At 64.1% G+C, this 15,674-nt stretch carries 16 protein-coding genes; 9 read left to right on the top strand and 7 right to left on the bottom strand.

Annotated features, from left to right (window positions below; translation table 11 throughout):
- Positions 1-93 precede the first annotated feature (93 nt).
- From BEN48_RS08455 to hemW, 5 genes are all read right to left on the bottom strand, one after another.
- On the bottom strand, positions 94-783 hold the full coding sequence (locus tag BEN48_RS08455; protein WP_125932539.1) for a hypothetical protein: 690 nt from the start codon (positions 781-783) through the stop codon (positions 94-96).
- Positions 784-851: 68 nt separating this feature from the next.
- Positions 852-1,631 (bottom strand): cyclase family protein, encoded by a 780-nt coding sequence (locus BEN48_RS08450; RefSeq protein ID WP_070734148.1) that lies wholly within the window; start codon positions 1,629-1,631, stop codon positions 852-854.
- Between the two features lie 81 nt (positions 1,632-1,712).
- Positions 1,713-2,384: an alpha/beta hydrolase gene (locus BEN48_RS08445; protein ID WP_070734147.1), complete on the bottom strand. Its 672-nt coding sequence runs from the start codon at positions 2,382-2,384 to the stop codon at positions 1,713-1,715.
- Positions 2,385-2,432: 48 nt separating this feature from the next.
- Positions 2,433-2,864: a hypothetical protein gene (locus BEN48_RS08440; protein WP_070734146.1), complete on the bottom strand. Its 432-nt coding sequence runs from the start codon at positions 2,862-2,864 to the stop codon at positions 2,433-2,435.
- A 123-nt stretch (positions 2,865-2,987) separates the two neighbouring features.
- Positions 2,988-4,124: a radical SAM family heme chaperone HemW gene (gene hemW / locus BEN48_RS08435; protein ID WP_070734145.1), complete on the bottom strand. Its 1,137-nt coding sequence runs from the start codon at positions 4,122-4,124 to the stop codon at positions 2,988-2,990.
- A gap of 165 nt (positions 4,125-4,289) precedes the next feature.
- Here hemW and BEN48_RS08430 point away from each other — a divergent pair, with 165 nt between their 5' ends.
- The 5 genes from BEN48_RS08430 (at position 4,290) to BEN48_RS08410 (ending at position 11,007) form a co-directional block, all read left to right on the top strand.
- On the top strand, positions 4,290-5,102 hold the full coding sequence (locus BEN48_RS08430) for an alpha/beta fold hydrolase (RefSeq protein ID WP_070734144.1): 813 nt from the start codon (positions 4,290-4,292) through the stop codon (positions 5,100-5,102).
- A 20-nt stretch (positions 5,103-5,122) separates the two neighbouring features.
- On the top strand, positions 5,123-6,271 hold the full coding sequence (locus BEN48_RS08425; RefSeq protein WP_206599832.1) for a PAS domain-containing sensor histidine kinase: 1,149 nt from the start codon (positions 5,123-5,125) through the stop codon (positions 6,269-6,271).
- A gap of 388 nt (positions 6,272-6,659) precedes the next feature.
- On the top strand, positions 6,660-8,171 hold the full coding sequence (locus BEN48_RS08420) for an ArnT family glycosyltransferase (RefSeq protein WP_125932538.1): 1,512 nt from the start codon (positions 6,660-6,662) through the stop codon (positions 8,169-8,171).
- 435 nt (positions 8,172-8,606) lie between these two features.
- A complete protein-coding gene (locus tag BEN48_RS08415) occupies positions 8,607-10,406 on the top strand; it encodes a BamA/TamA family outer membrane protein (protein WP_158010131.1) in 1,800 nt (599 codons plus the stop codon).
- Between the two features lie 217 nt (positions 10,407-10,623).
- Complete coding sequence (locus BEN48_RS08410; RefSeq protein ID WP_070734140.1) at positions 10,624-11,007, top strand: Hsp20/alpha crystallin family protein; 384 nt, start codon at positions 10,624-10,626, stop codon at positions 11,005-11,007.
- 379 nt (positions 11,008-11,386) lie between these two features.
- Here the strand turns inward: BEN48_RS08410 and BEN48_RS08405 are convergent, their stop codons facing one another.
- Both BEN48_RS08405 and BEN48_RS08400 read right to left on the bottom strand, forming a co-directional pair.
- Complete coding sequence (locus BEN48_RS08405) at positions 11,387-11,707, bottom strand: hypothetical protein (RefSeq protein ID WP_070734139.1); 321 nt, start codon at positions 11,705-11,707, stop codon at positions 11,387-11,389.
- 5 nt (positions 11,708-11,712) lie between these two features.
- Entirely contained in the window at positions 11,713-11,988 is a 276-nt protein-coding gene (locus BEN48_RS08400; protein ID WP_070734138.1) for a VF530 family protein, read from the bottom strand.
- 100 nt (positions 11,989-12,088) lie between these two features.
- Here BEN48_RS08400 and BEN48_RS08395 point away from each other — a divergent pair, with 100 nt between their 5' ends.
- The 4 genes from BEN48_RS08395 to BEN48_RS08375 all read left to right on the top strand — a co-directional run bounded on the left by BEN48_RS08395 (position 12,089) and on the right by BEN48_RS08375 (position 15,664).
- Positions 12,089-12,958: a glycoside hydrolase family 25 protein gene (locus tag BEN48_RS08395; protein ID WP_070734137.1), complete on the top strand. Its 870-nt coding sequence runs from the start codon at positions 12,089-12,091 to the stop codon at positions 12,956-12,958.
- Between the two features lie 205 nt (positions 12,959-13,163).
- Positions 13,164-13,535 carry a septal ring lytic transglycosylase RlpA family protein gene (locus BEN48_RS18105; protein ID WP_241502216.1) on the top strand — a complete coding sequence of 124 codons (372 nt, stop codon included), beginning with the start codon at positions 13,164-13,166 and terminating at the stop codon, positions 13,533-13,535.
- 31 nt (positions 13,536-13,566) lie between these two features.
- A complete protein-coding gene (locus BEN48_RS08380; RefSeq protein ID WP_070734134.1) occupies positions 13,567-13,761 on the top strand; it encodes a hypothetical protein in 195 nt (64 codons plus the stop codon).
- 361 nt (positions 13,762-14,122) lie between these two features.
- The gene (locus tag BEN48_RS08375) at positions 14,123-15,664 is read left to right on the top strand and encodes an alpha/beta hydrolase family protein (protein WP_158010130.1); all 1,542 of its coding nucleotides are present in this window, start codon (positions 14,123-14,125) and stop codon (positions 15,662-15,664) included.
- Positions 15,665-15,674 lie beyond the last annotated feature (10 nt).

Raw genomic sequence — 15,674 nt, 5'->3', positions numbered from 1 at the left:
GAAAAGGCTGCTCCTCACGGAGCAGCCTTTTTCGCGTTGTGGGTCGGTGTGCATGCTTTGTTGCACAATGCTGTAGCACTCCACTTGCCGCCGTTACCGCCCAAAGTAAAGGCTGGCGTTGAGTTGGGTAGTGAGGGTGAGGGGGGCCGAAGAAAGGCCCAGTACGGCGCGGTTGTAGCTGGCTCCGGCGCCCACCCCGGCATTGATGTCAAACAGGAGGCTGCGGTTGATGCGCCGCTGCATGCCCCAGAGCAAGTTCAGGGAAGGCATGGTTTGGACACTGCGGCCGTAGAGGCGGCGCATTTCGGCGTGCGCTTCAAGGCCCACGTAATTGCCGATGAACTGCCCGTGGGCGCGGTTGCTGCGCGCCCGGCCAGCCTGGTTGTAGTAGTAGCGCCCGCCCAGGCCCACGGCGCCGGCGGGAATCAGGTTGCTGCGCTCTCCGCCGTAGAAGGTGCGGCGGCGCAGGCTGAAGTCGGCATCGGCCTGGCCGTACAGGGTGAACTTAGAGCTTAGCGCAACCTCCGCTCCTACCGACAACGGCACCCGGCCCAGGAAGCCGTCATAGCCCCCCATGGTGATAGCGCGCCCGGCATTCAGACCCACTTTGAGCAAGAGTTTATCGGAAGCCGCATTGGTTGGGGCCGGTCCCGCCGTTGGTAGCAACGGTACGGCACCCGGCGTGGCTGCCGGCACCGGCGCAGTTTGGGCTGAGCTATGGATAGCGCTGGCAACCAGCAGAACACCGGGCAGAAAAAGGCGAAGGGCACGCATAACGGGCATGTGAATGAGGGAAAGGTTCGTGCGGTAGATTCCGTGGCGGCCGGCACGGTTGCACGAACAGTCCAAATTCAGGCAGTAGCCAGCACTTCCAAGCGGTAGAGCACGGGCTTGCTGGGGCTGGCATCCAGCTCAAGGCTAGTGACTTGGATATTGAGAAGGTATAATCCATCCTTCGCTTCATCGGGCACAAAAATTAGCTCAGTGATGGTGGCGCTGCAGCGGGGGGCGGCGGGGTAGGTCCAGAAGGCGTGGTGGGCCAGGAGCTGGCCGGCGTCCTCTTCGCGGTCCACGCTGGGCAGGTCGAGGAGGAAATGTTCGACGCCATGCGCTACCAGAAAATGCGCCAGCGCGGGCTCGATGTAGGTGGGGTTGGTGCCGGAGTACTGGCGAGTGCGCTTGGCGGGGTCGTTGGGCAGGGTGCGCAGTACCAGGGCTTCGGGCAGGGAGCGGTCGGGCTGCAGGGCCAGGGCAGCTTGCACGTCGGCCAATAGTACCACTAAGTCGCCGTTGGGCTGGGGCACTGGGGCCACGCTCACCAGCCGGGCCACGAACAGGAAGCGGCGCAGGCACTGGTTGAGGGTGGCGGCCGGGTCGGGCGAGATGTGGCCGTAGCATTCGGTGTGGGTGCCGTTGCCGTGGGGCGTGAGGTGCACGCGCTGGTAGTTGGTGCTGCCCCCCAGCGCCACACTGCCCACAAAGCTGCCCACCCGAATGGTGTCGAACTGCACGGGCTCGGCCCAGAAACAGTTTACCTGGTCGGGACCGGGGGCCAGGGGCAGGGAAATATCAATGGGCGCGGCGGGGTCGAAAGAGTAGGTGCGGCCGGCGTAGGGGTAAGTGGGAAGCATTGCTAACGGATATTAATGGTGCGTTGTGCCGAGGACGAGTACTCGCGTAGCGGCCTATGGCTTGATGAAATAAACCAAGAATTACGCTGGCTCCACGGGAACGGCGTCAGCCAGTTGATTGAGAATGCGGCTGATTTCGGCGGCGCGGCTCACGATAATAAGGTGGCCACCCGGCAGCCGGTACTGGCTGCGGGCGGCCCCTTTGGGCAGCAGCCGGTCGGAAGTGCCGTGAATGCGAACGGCGGCAGCTTGCGTCCGGCCCGGCCACTGCACCAGCTGGGCGATGGCCCAACGCGTGAAACCCGGGTCGGTATCCTGCAGAATCTGCCGAAGGAGCTGGTATTCGCTACCATTTTTCACCCCAAAAAACCACTGCGCCACCCGCGGCAGGCGCGGCAACAGCTGCGGCGGCAGCAGGTGGTGCAGACCGGTGGCCCGGGCCAGGTCCGCCACCCACGGCAGCTCGGCAGGCCCCGCAAAGCTGGACACCAGCACGACCCGGGCCAGCGGACGTAGCTGCGCTACTTCTAATGCCAGCACGCCCCCGAAAGAAACGCCAACCAGCCAGCAGGCCTGCGCTACGGGCACGGCCGCCGCGAGGCGGGCGGCGTAGTGCAGCAGCGGCTCGCGCGGGGTTTGGGGCGGCAGCCAGTGCAACACGTGTACCTCGCCCCGCAGGCGCAGGAACTGAAACACCCGCTCGTCGGCCCCCAGCCCGGGAATGAGATAAAAGACGGCGGGTGAAGCTTCCATTTTTACATTTTCTGGCGCCCGGGCGAGGTCGGCAGCAGTGCCCTGCCCTTAAGTATCAAGCCGCACAAACACGCCTTCGAGGTAGAAGATGTTGTGGGGCTGGGGGTCGTCGGGTTCTTCGTCGCCGCTTTCGTCGTCCTCAATGGCGGGGTAGGTCACGGACAGCTTGAGGGCAACGCTGGGCAGTGGCACGGGCAGCTTGTCGTCGGCGTTGTATTCGAGCAGGGCGGGCCACTCGGCGGCGGCCAGGGCATCGGCCACTTCTTCCTGCAGGTCGGCGGCGCGAGTGTGCGCCAGGCCCAGCAGCACGTCCAGCAACTTAAAAGGCAGGGCGAGGTGGAAAAAGTGGCTGTCGTTGTCGAAAAACGTGGTAGCCCACACGGTCACGTCGTCGGTATTGTCGAAAACGATGGCCACAAGGTGAATTTGCTCCACGAAGAAGTCGGCATCGTCGGCAATGCTGTCGCTCAATAGCTTCATAGAATCACGGATTTAGGCAGATTTGGTTGATGACGCGGGCCATTGGCTGTGCGGACAGGAGCTTTTTTCGGGGCGCAGTGCGTCAGCGCCAACCAATAATCCGTGAAATACGCCAAATCCGCGTCAATCCGCGACAAATAGCTCCAGGGTGATGTGGTCGGCCAGGAGCTTGCCGGCGTCGGTCAGGGTCAGGACTTCGCCGGACAGGCGGGCCCAGCCGTTGGCCTGCAGCTCGGCCAGGTAGGCGGGGCGCGTGGCCAGCAGGTCGAGGCCGAGGTGGGCGCGCAGGTGGGCCAGGTCGCAGCCGCGGGCGGTGCGCAGGGTGGTAAGCAGGTACTCGTTGGCCCGGTCGGTGGCGGTGAGGGCGTCCACGGTCACGGGCACTTCGCCGCGCTCGAGCACAGCGGCCACGTACTGTGGGTTGTTGGCCAGGGTAAACTGGCGGTTGCGGCCGTCGTAGCTGTGGGCGCTGGGGCCCAGGCCCAGATAGGGCACGCCGCGCCAGTAGTTGCCGTTGTGGCGGCTCTCGCGGCCGGGCCGGCAGAAGTTGCTGATTTCGTACTGCTCGTAGCCGTGGGCGCGCATGGCCGCCAGCAGCATCTCAAACTGCGTGGCCACAAACTCATCGGGCGCGGCCCGGAAGGTGCCCTTCTGCAGGCGGTGACCGAAGGCCGTGCCGGGCTCAATGGTGAGGGCGTAGGCCGACACGTGGGGCACGCCCAGCGCGAAGGCATTGGCCAGGTCGGCCTCCCAGATGTGGTGGCCGGGCGCGGGCACGCCGTAAATCAGGTCGATGGACAGGTTTTCGAAGCCCGCGTCCTGGGCGCGGCGCACGGCCGTGGTCGATTCCTCGGCGGTGTGGGCGCGGTTCATCATCCGCAGGTGCGGCTCGTAGAAACTCTGCAGGCCGATGCTGAGGCGGTTGACGCCCGCCTGCCGAAGCTCCAGCAGCTTGGTGGCGCTCAGGTCGTCGGGGTTGGCTTCGAGGGTGATTTCAGCCTGCGGCGCCACGGCAAAATGGCGGTGAATGGCCGCAAAAATCTGCTCCAGCTCCAAGGCGGTGAGCAGCGAGGGCGTGCCGCCGCCGAAGTAGATGGTTTCCAGTGCCGGGACAGCGCCCAGGTAGTCCCGACGCAGCTCAATTTCCCGCACAATGGCCTCCACCAAGCGGCTTTTCAGCCCCAGCGAGGTGCTGAAGTGGAAGTCGCAGTAGTGGCAGGCCTGCTTGCAGAAGGGGATGTGGAGGTAGAGGCCGGCCATGAAAGCGCAAATGCGGGGTAACACCTAGCCACGGAATGCCCGCGCTCCACAAAGGTAACTCCGGTGCCCAGGGCAAGGCCATCCGTAGCTACCTTTCATATTCGAATGCCTCATCTGGCAGCGGGCAGCGGCTGCAGAGGCCGCTTTACACAACGGCAAGACGCAATGGATGTTTTGAATCGCAACAACGTAACGGTGACGGGCACGGGCCAGCAGGCCATGGTTTTTGTGCACGGGTTTGGCTGCAACCAGCACATGTGGCGGCTGGTGGCGCCTGCTTTTGAAGACCGGTACCGCGTGATACTGCTCGACCTGGTGGGGGCGGGCAAGTCGGACCTCACCGCCTACGACCCGGCCCGCTACAGCTCGCTTGATGCCCACGCCGAAGACGTGCTGGACGTGCTGCAGGCGCTGGACCTGCACGACATTGTGCTGGTGGGCCATTCGGTGAGTGCCATGATTGCGGTGCTGGTGGCCATTCGCAAGCCGGCACGGGTGGCCCGGCTGGTGCTGGTGGCGCCCTCGCCGCGCTACCTCAACGACACCGGCTACACCGGTGGCTTCGAGCTGGCTGACATCGAGGAGTTGTTCGAAACCATGGACAACAACTACCTGGGCTGGTCGGCGGGCATCACCCCGGTCATCATGGGCCACCCCGAGCGGCCCGAGCTTAGCGAGGAGCTCAACAACAGCTTCTGCAACACCGACCCGGCCATTGCCCAGCATTTTGCCCGGGTCACGTTTCTCTCCGACAACCGGGCCGACCTGCCGCACGTGCGCACGCCGGCGCTCATTCTGCAATCGGCGCAGGACGCCCTGGCGCCGCTGGCCGTGGGCCAGTACCTGCACCAGCACCTGGCCCAGAGCCAGCTCACGGTTCTCAACAACTCGGGCCACTGCCCCCACCTCAGTGCCCCGCAGCAAACCATCAGCGCCATCAACCTATTTCTGGAGCCAGCGCGTATAGCGCAGGTATGAAGGAGGGCGATATTATGAATATGCCGGCGCTGGACCTGCGCCTGACGGAGGAAAACCTCGACGACCTCTACGATAACGCCCCCTGCGGCTACTGCTCCTGCCTGCCCGATGGCACGCTGGTGAAGCTCAACCACACCCTGCTGCAATGGCTGGGCTACCAGCGCGAAGAGCTGGTGGCGCGCCACTGCCTGCAGCAGCTCCTGACGGTGGGTGGGCGCCTGCACTTCGAAATGCACGGCGTGCCCCTGCTCCTGCTGCAGGGCCACATCCGCGAAATCAGCTATTCGCTGCGCACCAAAGCCGGTGCCGCCGTGCCGGTGCTGCTGAACGCCGTGCTGCTGCGCGACGCCAACGGCGACCCACTGGTGGTGCGCGTGACCCTGTTCGACATCACCGACCGCCGCAAGTACGAGCAGGAGCTGCTCCGGAGCAAGGCCGAAGCCGAGGCGCAGCGCGAGCAGCTGCGCACCCAAAACGAAGAGCTTATCCGCATCAATGCCGACCTAGACAGCTTCGTGTACACGGCCTCGCACGACCTGCGGCAGCCGGTGCACAACCTGGCCGGCCTGTTTCAGGAGTTTGAGCGCAGCGCCACCTTTCACGACCCGGCTTCGGGCAATATGGTGGGCATGTTCCACGGAGCCCTGCAGCAGCTACTCACCACCATCGACGGTCTCACGGAAGTGGTGCAGCGGAAGCGGGAGCTGGAGCAGGCCCCCGCGGAGGCCGTGGAGCTGCAGGCTTTCACTGAAGAAATTATCCGCAGCCTGCCCGCGGCGGTTGGCGAGCCGGAAGCGGTGTTTACCTTGGATTTTGGGGCGGTGCCCACTCTGCACATGGCGCGACCCGGCCTGCAAAGCGTGCTCTACAACCTGCTCAGTAACGCCCTGAAATACGCGCAGCCGGGCCAGGTCCCGCGCATAGCCGTGCGCACCGCTTACCACGACGGCATGGCGGTGCTGAGCGTGCAGGACAACGGGCGCGGCATCGACCTGGAGCGCCACGGCGGCGAGCTGTTTCAGCTGTTTCGGCGCTTCCACCCCGACGTGGCCGGGTCGGGTGTGGGCCTGTACCTTGTGAACCGCCTGGTACACCTGGCCGGCGGGCGCGTAGAAACCAGCAGCGAAGTAGGCCAGGGCACTACGTTTCGGCTGTTTTTGCCGCAGTAGAACGTGCCTGTGCTTGCCTTTCCGGGCGCCTGGCTGGCCGTTGCTTTCTCAATTTAAACGAACCAAGCATCCAACGCAATTGCCTGTTATTGGATACTGTTGGCGAATTGACTTCGGAATTAAAAAGCTATTTTCAGAGGCATTTCAACCGCTTTTCGCCGAAAATCTCTCCGACCGCTAACTGGCACCGCCATGCCTTTGCCGGGCGGCGGCACCCGAAGCCGGTTCCATTAAGGCTGTGACGAAAGACCACCCGTGGCGGCTTCCAAATTTTTTACGGGCAGCGACACGTACTTATTTTTGGGTGTAGCCAAGCCCCGCTTGTTGCGGGAAGGCTCCGCTTCTTTATCCCTATGGCAGTACATTTTAGCGCCTCGGGCGCGTTGGCGTGACACGCGCCGCTTCTTCTGTTCCCCTCGCGCACCGGCTGGCCCGGGGGCTGGTGGTGGGGCTGGCGGCGGCAGGCCCTTTGTTTTGGCTGCTAGGCCGGCTGCCGGCCCAGCAGTGGGACGAGGCGCGTACGGGCCTGAACGCGCTTGAAATCCTGGTCAATGGCGACGCGCTGGTGCTCACCCACCGGGGCGTGCCCGACCTGTGGAACAGCAAGCCGCCGCTGTTGCCTTGGCTGCAGGCGCTGAGCATGTTGGTGCTGGGCCCGACCGAACTGGCGCTGCGCCTGCCCTCGGCGCTGGCCGCGCTGGCAACGGTGGGGGCCGTGTACCGCGCCGGCAGCCGCTGGCTGGGGTCCTGGCGGGCGGGGCTGCTGGCCGCTCTGGTGCTGCTCTCCGCCCCAGGCTACGTCCGGTTGCACGTGGCGCGCACCGGCGATTACGACGCCCTGCTCACGCTCTGGACCACCTTGGGGGCCCTGGCCTGGCTGGCCTACGCGGCCACGGGCCGCGCACGCCACGCCTGGGGGGCCGGGGCGGCATTTGCCTTGGCCGTGCTCACCAAGGGCGTCGCGGGCTTATTCTTCGGCCCCGGGTTGCTTGCGGCCCTATGGTTGACGGGGCAACTGCGGCGGCTGCGCGCCGGCGCGCCTGGGCCGGGCTGGGGGTGGTGGCCGGGACCGCGCTGGCCTGGTACGTGGGGGCGCGAGGCGGGCAGCGCCCGGGCTACCTGGCCGGGGGTGTGGCAGTACGAAGTGGGCGGGGCCGGCCGCGGGGGCTCTGGAGGGGGCACGGCTACCCCCGTGCACTGGTACGCCTGGGAACTGGCCACGGCCAAGTTCAGCTACTGGCTGCCCGCGGCGCTGGCGGGCGCGGGGCTGGGCTGGGCCGCACCCCGCCAGAGCCGGGCGTGGTGGTTGTGCCGGGTGCTTGGCGCGACGGCCGGAACCATGCTGCTTGTTATTTCGCTGGTGCCCACCAAACTTGGTTGGTACGATGCGCCGGCGTACCCGCTGTTGGCCCTGCTGGCCGCTGCCGGCCTCATCGGACTGGGCCGCTTGGTGGCCGCCTCCGTGGCCGCGCAGGGGCGCCGCTACCCGCGGCCCGCGGTGCGCCTGCTGGCCGTGCTGCTGGTGGCCGCGGTGCCCTACAGCGCCCAGCTCGTGCGCACGCGCGGTTCCACGGACGCACGCTTGCAGGAAGCGGCGTTGATGTACGGGGGGCACCTGCGGGCTCAAACCCAACGGCTGCCCGGTCTGCGGGACTATGCGTTGCACGACGACGGGCGGCTCAACGACAGCCCCGAGTTCTACGCAGCCGTCCAACGGTACCAGCACGGGCACCGCGTTGCCCGCGTGACGCCTGAGAGCGCTGTGGCCGGGGCGGCGGCGCCCCGTGTGGTGGTGGCCTGCGGGGAGCCCGCGCAGCGGACGTGGCAGCGCTACTACCGCACCCGGGTGCTGTTGCGCAGCGACTCCTGCGTGACGCTGCAACTGCAGGACCGCCGCTGAGCAGACAGCGCACGCGCCCAACCAAGGGACCCGCAAGAACCGTCCTCGGCGCTGCCCCGGAAATGCGCCAAGCACTTCCGGGGCAGCGCTTGGCGCTCGCGGGCGTGGCCCAACCATGTCCGGCATGCCGAAGAAAGGACAGGTGGCGCGGCGGCCCGATGGCGTGCGCACGGATAGTGTGCTTCACGGGCCCGGCTTGGCTGAAGCGGAACAGCCCTTCAACAAACAACAAGGCGCGCGGCTACCGGATGGACTTCGGTCCCGGAAACACCTAACAGTATATGTTTGAACAAAAACCCAAACACTTGCCAAAAGCGACTGAGTGGGCCGTTACCTTCGGGAAATTAAATGCCGGCTTTCGCGTTGTGTGTTCGAATGGGTAAGCGGCTTCTATTGTGCTGGGTAGCGTGGCTAGGGCTCAGCGGGTTGGTGGGGATGTCTGCCGGGTGGGCCCAAACGCCTTCGCTGAGCCCCAACGCTCCCAATCAGCCCGGCCTGGCGCCCCCGCCGGTGCCGCCCGCCACCCCGGCTCCTGTGGCTGCCTCGCGCCGGGTGCCCGGCCGCCCGCGGGTGCTGGTGCTGGAAACCGAAGCCACCGACCGCCCCATTCTGCGCCGCTACAAGGTGCGTGCCACCGTGCCCGATTCCCTTACCGCCCTGCGCGTGGTGCGCGAGCTGGTGCTGGGCCTGCAGGGCGATGCCTACCTCACGGCCTCGGCCGACGAGCTGCGCTGGACGCGCGACACGGTGCGGGTGCGCCTGTACGTGGGCCAGCCGTTCCGCTGGGCTTTCCTGCAAAACGGCAACCTGGGCGACGGCCTGCTGGCACGCGCCGGCTACCGCGAGAAGTTCTTCAACCAAACGCCCTTTGTGCCCGCCGACTGGGTGAAGCTGCAGGAGCGGGTGCTGGGCGAGGCCGAAAACCAGGGCTTCCCGTTTGCCACCGTGGGGCTGGACTCCATTCAGCTCAGCGACCGCGACATTTCGGGGCGGGTGGTGCTGCGGCGCGGGCAGGCGGTGGTGTTCGACTCGCTGGAGATTGTGGGCACCACCAAAACCAAGAAGCGGTTTCTGACCAAATACCTGCAGATTTTCCCCAACCAGCCCTTCAGCCAGCAGCGGGTGGCGGCGGCGGCCCGGCTCCTGCGCCAGCTGCCCTACATACGCCTGCAGGCCGAGCCGGAAGTGCGCTTTGCGCGGGGCAAGGCCCGGGTGTACCTGCTGCTCGATGAGCGGCCGTCTAACCAGTTCGATGCCATTGTGGGCATTCTGCCCAATGCCGATGCCAGCAAAACCGGCGTGCAAATCACCGGCGACGTCACCATCAACCTGCGCAACATCAAGGGCGGCGGCAAGCAGTTTGGGCTGCAGTTTCGCAAAACCGACGCGTTTTCGCAGCTGCTCGATGCCCAGTACGTGCACCCCAACTTCTTCGGCTCGCCGCTGGAGGTGGCCGGCAGCTTCAACCTCTACAAGCAAACCAACGACTTCACCACCATCCGGCCCCGGCTGCAGGTCACGTACCCCACGGCGCGGGCGGGGCGCGTGAGCTTCTTTGCCGAGCAGCGCGGCTCTTTTTTGGACGCGCTGCAGGACACCACGCGGCTCCCGCAGAACCTGGACTCGCAGTACAATTCCTATGGCATCGGCTACGCGCTCAATAGCCTGGACGACCTGTTTTTCCCGCGCCGGGGCTTTCTCCTCAACGCCCAGGGAGCTGTGGGCACCAAAACCATCAGCCTCAACGCGCAGCTGGCGCCCGAACTCTACCGTGGCCTGGCCCTGCGCACCACGCAGTACTCGTTTGGCCTGCGGGCCGAGCGCTACTTCCCCGTGAAGCGGGCCGGGGTGCTGCTCCTGCGGCTGCGGGGCGAATCCCTGCTCAACCCTCGCCTGTTTACCAACGACCTGTTCCGGCTCGGCGGCCTCAACTCGCTGCGCGGCTTCAACGAAAACCAGTTCTACACCAGCTCCTATGCCGTGGCCACAGCCGAATTTCGGCAGTTTATTGGGACCGACTCGTACGTGTTTCTATTTGCTGACCAGGCCTATACGCGTTACGACGTCCCCAATTCCCCCATTGGCCCCGACCAACCCACCGGGCTGGGGGCGGGCCTGAGCTTCCGCACGGCGGCGGGGCTTTTTCAGTTCGTGTACTCGGTGGGGCGGGCCAACGAGCAGCCATTTGAGCTGCGCACTTCCAAAATACACTTTGGCCTCACCAGCCGGTTTTAAGGCCTCCCGAAATACGTCGAGGCATTACCGCAACCCGCCATTTCGTCTGCAAAAATTCGGCGTAACCGCAACAGTGCGCCACCCTGACCGAACTGGGCAGATACGGCATTAGAAACACGTCAATAAGGCTGATTTACAGCACAGGTAACCCCGAATTCAGATTGGTACATCGTTTGTAATAGTGGGGTGAAGCCGACCTGAAATTCGGCCCCCTACTATGAAATTTATCAGCCCGAAATTTATCCGCACCATTGCCCCGCAGCTTGACTTGCTGAACACCATTGGCGGGGGCGTAGCCCAGCCCAAGTTGCGCATCGACCAGCACCCCAAAGGCGTGATTGTGCGCGTGGCCATGCCCACCGTTACCGCCGACAGCTTCCGGGTGGTGCTCAACGACCAGCGCCTCACCGTGTTTGGCGAGTACCGCCACGAGCCCGACGACCAGCTGGCCGCTCCGCTCTTCGTGCAGACCCTCGACCTGCCCGACAACCTCAACCTGGCCCGCATCGATGCCGTGCACGAGGCCAACGAGTTGCGCGTGCGCATTCCCTTCCTCAACTCTACCGACCAGCAGCGCGAAATTGACATTCGGCACAACTAAGCCGGGAGCTATGTTGCCGCCCGCGGCGCGCTATGCTTTTCCACACTTACCATCCATTATTATTTAGCTTGATAACGCCGGGACCGACCGGCACCGCAGTCCATTCATAACACCGGGACCGACCGGGTGCTACTTCTACTTCTAGATTTCACCCTTGAGCCACCGCCTACAGCGGTGGTTTTGCTTTTTACCACTGATTGGCACGGATTTAAGCGGATTTCACGGATTTTGTAGACGATTGTTGGCATCCGGCTCTGCGAAAAGCGGTGACGTTACACGAAAGAGGCTTGCCAAATGGCAAGCCTCTTTCGTGTCCGGCAATGGTCGAAGACGTGCACAAAATCCGTGAAATCCGCTTAAATCCGTGCCAATCCGTGGTCTAGAAGAGCGGGATAATCAGCACAAAAGTCATGACCAGCGACAGGTAAAACCACCCCATAAGCTGGCCCCGGTAGCGGCGCGGCATCCGATTGCTGAGCACCAGCATGGCCGCGACAACCAACAGCAAGTGCGCCACCACAAACACCATGGTTTTCACCCAGTTGCTCACAATGGTGTTTTCCTCCTGGTATTGGTTGGCCTCGCCCAGCCCCGAGGTGAGAAACTGCAGGCTGAAAAAAGCCACGGTTTCGAAGGCCACAAAATACAGCAGCCCGGCCACCAGGGCCGATTTCGAGGATTTTTCGCTGATATCTGCCATGTCAATTAGTGCCGGGGGCGGCCTTGCACCTCCGCCGTGCGCGCCTTGATGTAGAACTCCTCCACTTTGGTGCGGGCCCAGGGCGTGCGCCGCAAAAAGCTCAGGCTCGACTTGATGCTGGGGTTTTCGGCAAAGCAGTTCATGCGCAGCCGGGCATCGAGCTCGGGCCAGCCGTAGGCGGCCACCAAATACTCCAGAATTTGGGCGAGCGTCACGCCGTGCAGCTCGCGGATGAGGTGGCCGGATTCGTCGCGGGCGTCGGCAGCACGGAGGAAAGACATAGGAATAGGAGCAGCTGAAAGAAGGGCAAAGTTCGCAAAAACCCGGGCTCGTACGCACGATGCGTCCCGGTCCGGCGTTATTTTTGGGCCACGCCCTCTTATGCCGCCTCCTCCTCGCGCCTCCCGCAAAGCCAAACCCGCCCCCCGCACGCCCCGCCGCCAGTGGCGGCGCGCCCTGCTGGCCGGGCTGGTGCTGGGGCTGATGCTGGGACTGATGCTGGGCGCGGCGTATTACCTGCGCCACCGCGTGCAGATAAACCGATACGCCCGCCGCACCTGGGCCACCTTCACGCAGGACGGCCTCACGGGCCGCGAAAGAACCCCCTTGCTGGCCGGCTACACCGTGCACGGCATCGACGTTTCGTCCTACCAAGGACGCATCGACTGGCCCCAAGTGGCCCGCCACAACGTGCGCTTTGCCTTCATCAAGGCCAGTGAGGGCGCTACGCTGCGCGACGCCCGCTTTGCCCGCAACTGGCGCGAGGCCCGCAAGGCGGGCGTGCTCTGCGGGGCCTACCATTACTTCCATCCCAAGCGCAGCGGCCAGGCACAAGCCGACTTGTTTGCCCGCACCGTACCCCTCAAGCCCGGCGATTTGCCGCCCGTGCTCGACGTGGAAGCCTCCAATTTCCACGACGTGGCCGTGATGCGACGGGAAGTGGCCCGCTGGCTGCGCCTCATTGAGGCGCACTACGGCGTGCGCCCCATTCTGTATTCCAACCACAGCTTTTACCAGCGCCACCTGGCCGGGCACTTCGACAACTACCCGCTCTGGCTGGCCCACTACGAGGTGGCACGCCCCGCCCTGGCCTCCACCAAGTGGATAATCTGGCAGCACTCCGACGAAGCCTACGTGCCGGGCATTCGCGGCGTGGTCGATTTCAACGTGTTCCAGGGCAATTTCAAAGCCTTGCAGGCCCTGCGCGTGCCCGCTGCCGTGGCGCCACCAGCCAAGGCTACTCGGCGCTAATTCAACTACCGCTGAGCACGTTGCCGCAAAGCTGAGATTAAAATTCTTCCGGCAAGCAGCGCCGACGGTGGGTCTGAACCGGAACAGGCCGGGAGTTTTCTGCTATTTTTGATGAGATGCAGGACTTCGTGAATACCCGTTTTTTACAGCTTTACCGGTGGGGGTTCCGCCTGCTGCCACTGCTGGTGCTGGGTTTCCTGGCTTCGTGCGGCAGCACACGCAGCGCTACCAAAAGCCCTGCGACGAGCCCCGCTGCTCCGCGCGGTGCCTACACCCAGAAGGGCCTGGGCTCGTACTACGCCAACAAATTTGCCGGCCGGCCACGGCCAGCGGCACCATCTACCGGCCCAACGAAATGACGGCCGCCCACCTCACGCTGCCCTTCGGCACCCTCATTCGCGTGACCAACACCCGCAACGGCCGCTTCGTGGACGTGACCGTGACCGACCGCGGCCCGCACACCAAAGGCTACATCGTGGACGTGTCGCGCCGCGCCGCCGTGCAGCTCGATATCATCGAGGCCGGGGTGGTGCCGGTGGTCGTCACGGTGCTCAAACGGCCCGACAGTTCCCGCTAGCCCGATTGCCGACTTTATCAACTTCCCCTTTATGAACATCCGCAAGAAAGTGCGCTGGACGCTCCCGCCCGGCACCAATCGTTACGCCGCCCTCGACTTGTGGGTGGCCGCCGCCGAAGACGAAGGCTGGTCAGAAGCAGAAATCCAGTACGTCCTCGACGAAGTAGTGGAAGCCGAGGACAACGCCAAAGGCCTAGAAGTGCTGGACTGGTATACCTACAAATAGCCTCCGCTCGCGCCCGGCGCCGCGGCCAGCCTCTGGCTGGCTGCGGCGCGTTTTACGGCACCGAAACATCGCCTCCCCACGGTTCTGCTTGAAGCAGCAACACGTGGGGAGTTTTTTTTATGTCCTTACTCCTCGGCTGCATTTAGGACGCCTCCGACCTCATCCGCTTCAAAAGGGAAAGGAACAAACGCAACGTATAACTATTCCTATTTTAAATAAACCTGCCTTAACGAAGCCAGCACATATTCAACAGTAAATCTTATTATTTTACATGCATTTCTTTATACTTTTGGATGACAGCATGAAAGTGCTTCTGCGAAAGTTGCCATCGTGCGTTACGTTGCCTGGCCAGACCACTACTATGAATCTATCCCGACTCCTTCTAGCATTCAGTGCCCTGACATTTTTTGGCCTCAGCCTGACTGGCGCAGCCAAGGCAAGCACCATCGAGCAGGCCCGCCTGACGGGTACCTGGACTGGCCCACTGACGTTGCCGGGGGGCCGGCAGGCGGTGTCCATTACCATCAACCAGTATGCCAACGGCACTACGGCAGCGGTGCTGCACGCCGCCGAGCCACAGCTCGACAACATTGCCTTGCGTGTGGTACGCAGCGCCGACAGCGTGGTGTTTTATGCCGATAATGCTGGCTACCGCTTCGTGGCCCAGCCGCTGGCCGACGGCAAGCGGTTGCGCGGCCAGTGGCAGCAGCCCGGTTTCCGCACCACGTTGGTGCTGGCGCGGGTGCAAGCCTCAGAAGAGCGGGCCGCCTCGCCTGCGTCGCCCAAAAGCCGCAAAGCCGCCGAAGCAAGAGGAACGTCTGTGTACATGACCGAAGACGTGCAAGTCACCAGCACCAACAGCCTCCCCGTTGCAGCGGGCTTGGGTGGCAGCCTGCGCATGCCCATGGGGCAAGGGCCCTTTCCGGCAGTGATGCTACTCTCAGACGAGAGCACGGCCAGCCCGGCCAACGCCGGCCATAACCTGCTCGACGAACTTGCCGACTACCTCACGCGCCAGGGCATGGCGGTGCTCACCCTGGACAGCCGCGGCCAGGGCCGCTCGATGGCCCTGCCAGTAGCCAGCTCCAACGCCGAGCTGGTAGCCGATGCGCAATCAGGGTTGCTATTCCTGCGCACGCATTCCGGCATTGACCCCATGCAGGTGGGCATACTGGGCCACGGCGCGGGCGCCAACATTGCCTTGGTAGCTGCTACGCAAGCGCCCGCTCCGGCATTTTTGGTGGCACTGGGTGCGGCGGGCGTAAACGGCCAGGAGCTGCTGGCCCGGCAAACCTCGCTGGTAAACCAGGCCGGTGAGGCCGATACCGCGCAGGCGGCGTGGTCGCTCCGCGAAATGCAAGTGATGGACCGCGCCAGACAACTGACGGTTGGTTTGTCGCCGCCGGCAGCCCAGGCCCAGCTGGCCCGGCAGCAATATCACCTGGAGGCCTTGGCCAAGCAGCGCAGCGACGCTTTGTACAAGCGCCAGTACGCCATGCTCGAAATCATCCGGCAAACGCCGGACAACTCCCAGGCCCAGGCCATTGTGGCCAATATGCTGAAGCAGATTTACCCGAATCTGGCCCCCGCCACGGCCCATATTCGGGCCGGGCAGCTAACCAGCCCCTGGTATCGCTCGCTGCTGGTTTTCAACCCCCAGCCCGAGCTTCAGAAAGTGAGCTGCCCCACGCTGCTGCTCCACGGCACGGCCGACAAGCAAGTACCCAGCGCCCTCAACCTGCCCCTGCTCGAAAAAGGCCTCAAAGGCAACAAGCGCGTGAAAACGCTGAAGCTGGACGGTGTGAACCACGCCTTTCAGGCGCCCGCCTACGAGCAGACCATGGTGTCATCGGAGGCACTGGAAAGCATCAGTGAGTGGGTACTGCAACAGGTAAAGCAATAAAACAAGCTGA

The sequence above is a fragment of the Hymenobacter glacialis genome, assembly GCF_001816165.1.
Taxonomy (GTDB): Bacteria; Bacteroidota; Bacteroidia; order Cytophagales; family Hymenobacteraceae; genus Hymenobacter; species Hymenobacter glacialis.
The sequence above is the reverse complement of the archived record's forward strand: the minus strand, read 5'-3'. Positions and strand labels throughout refer to the sequence as shown.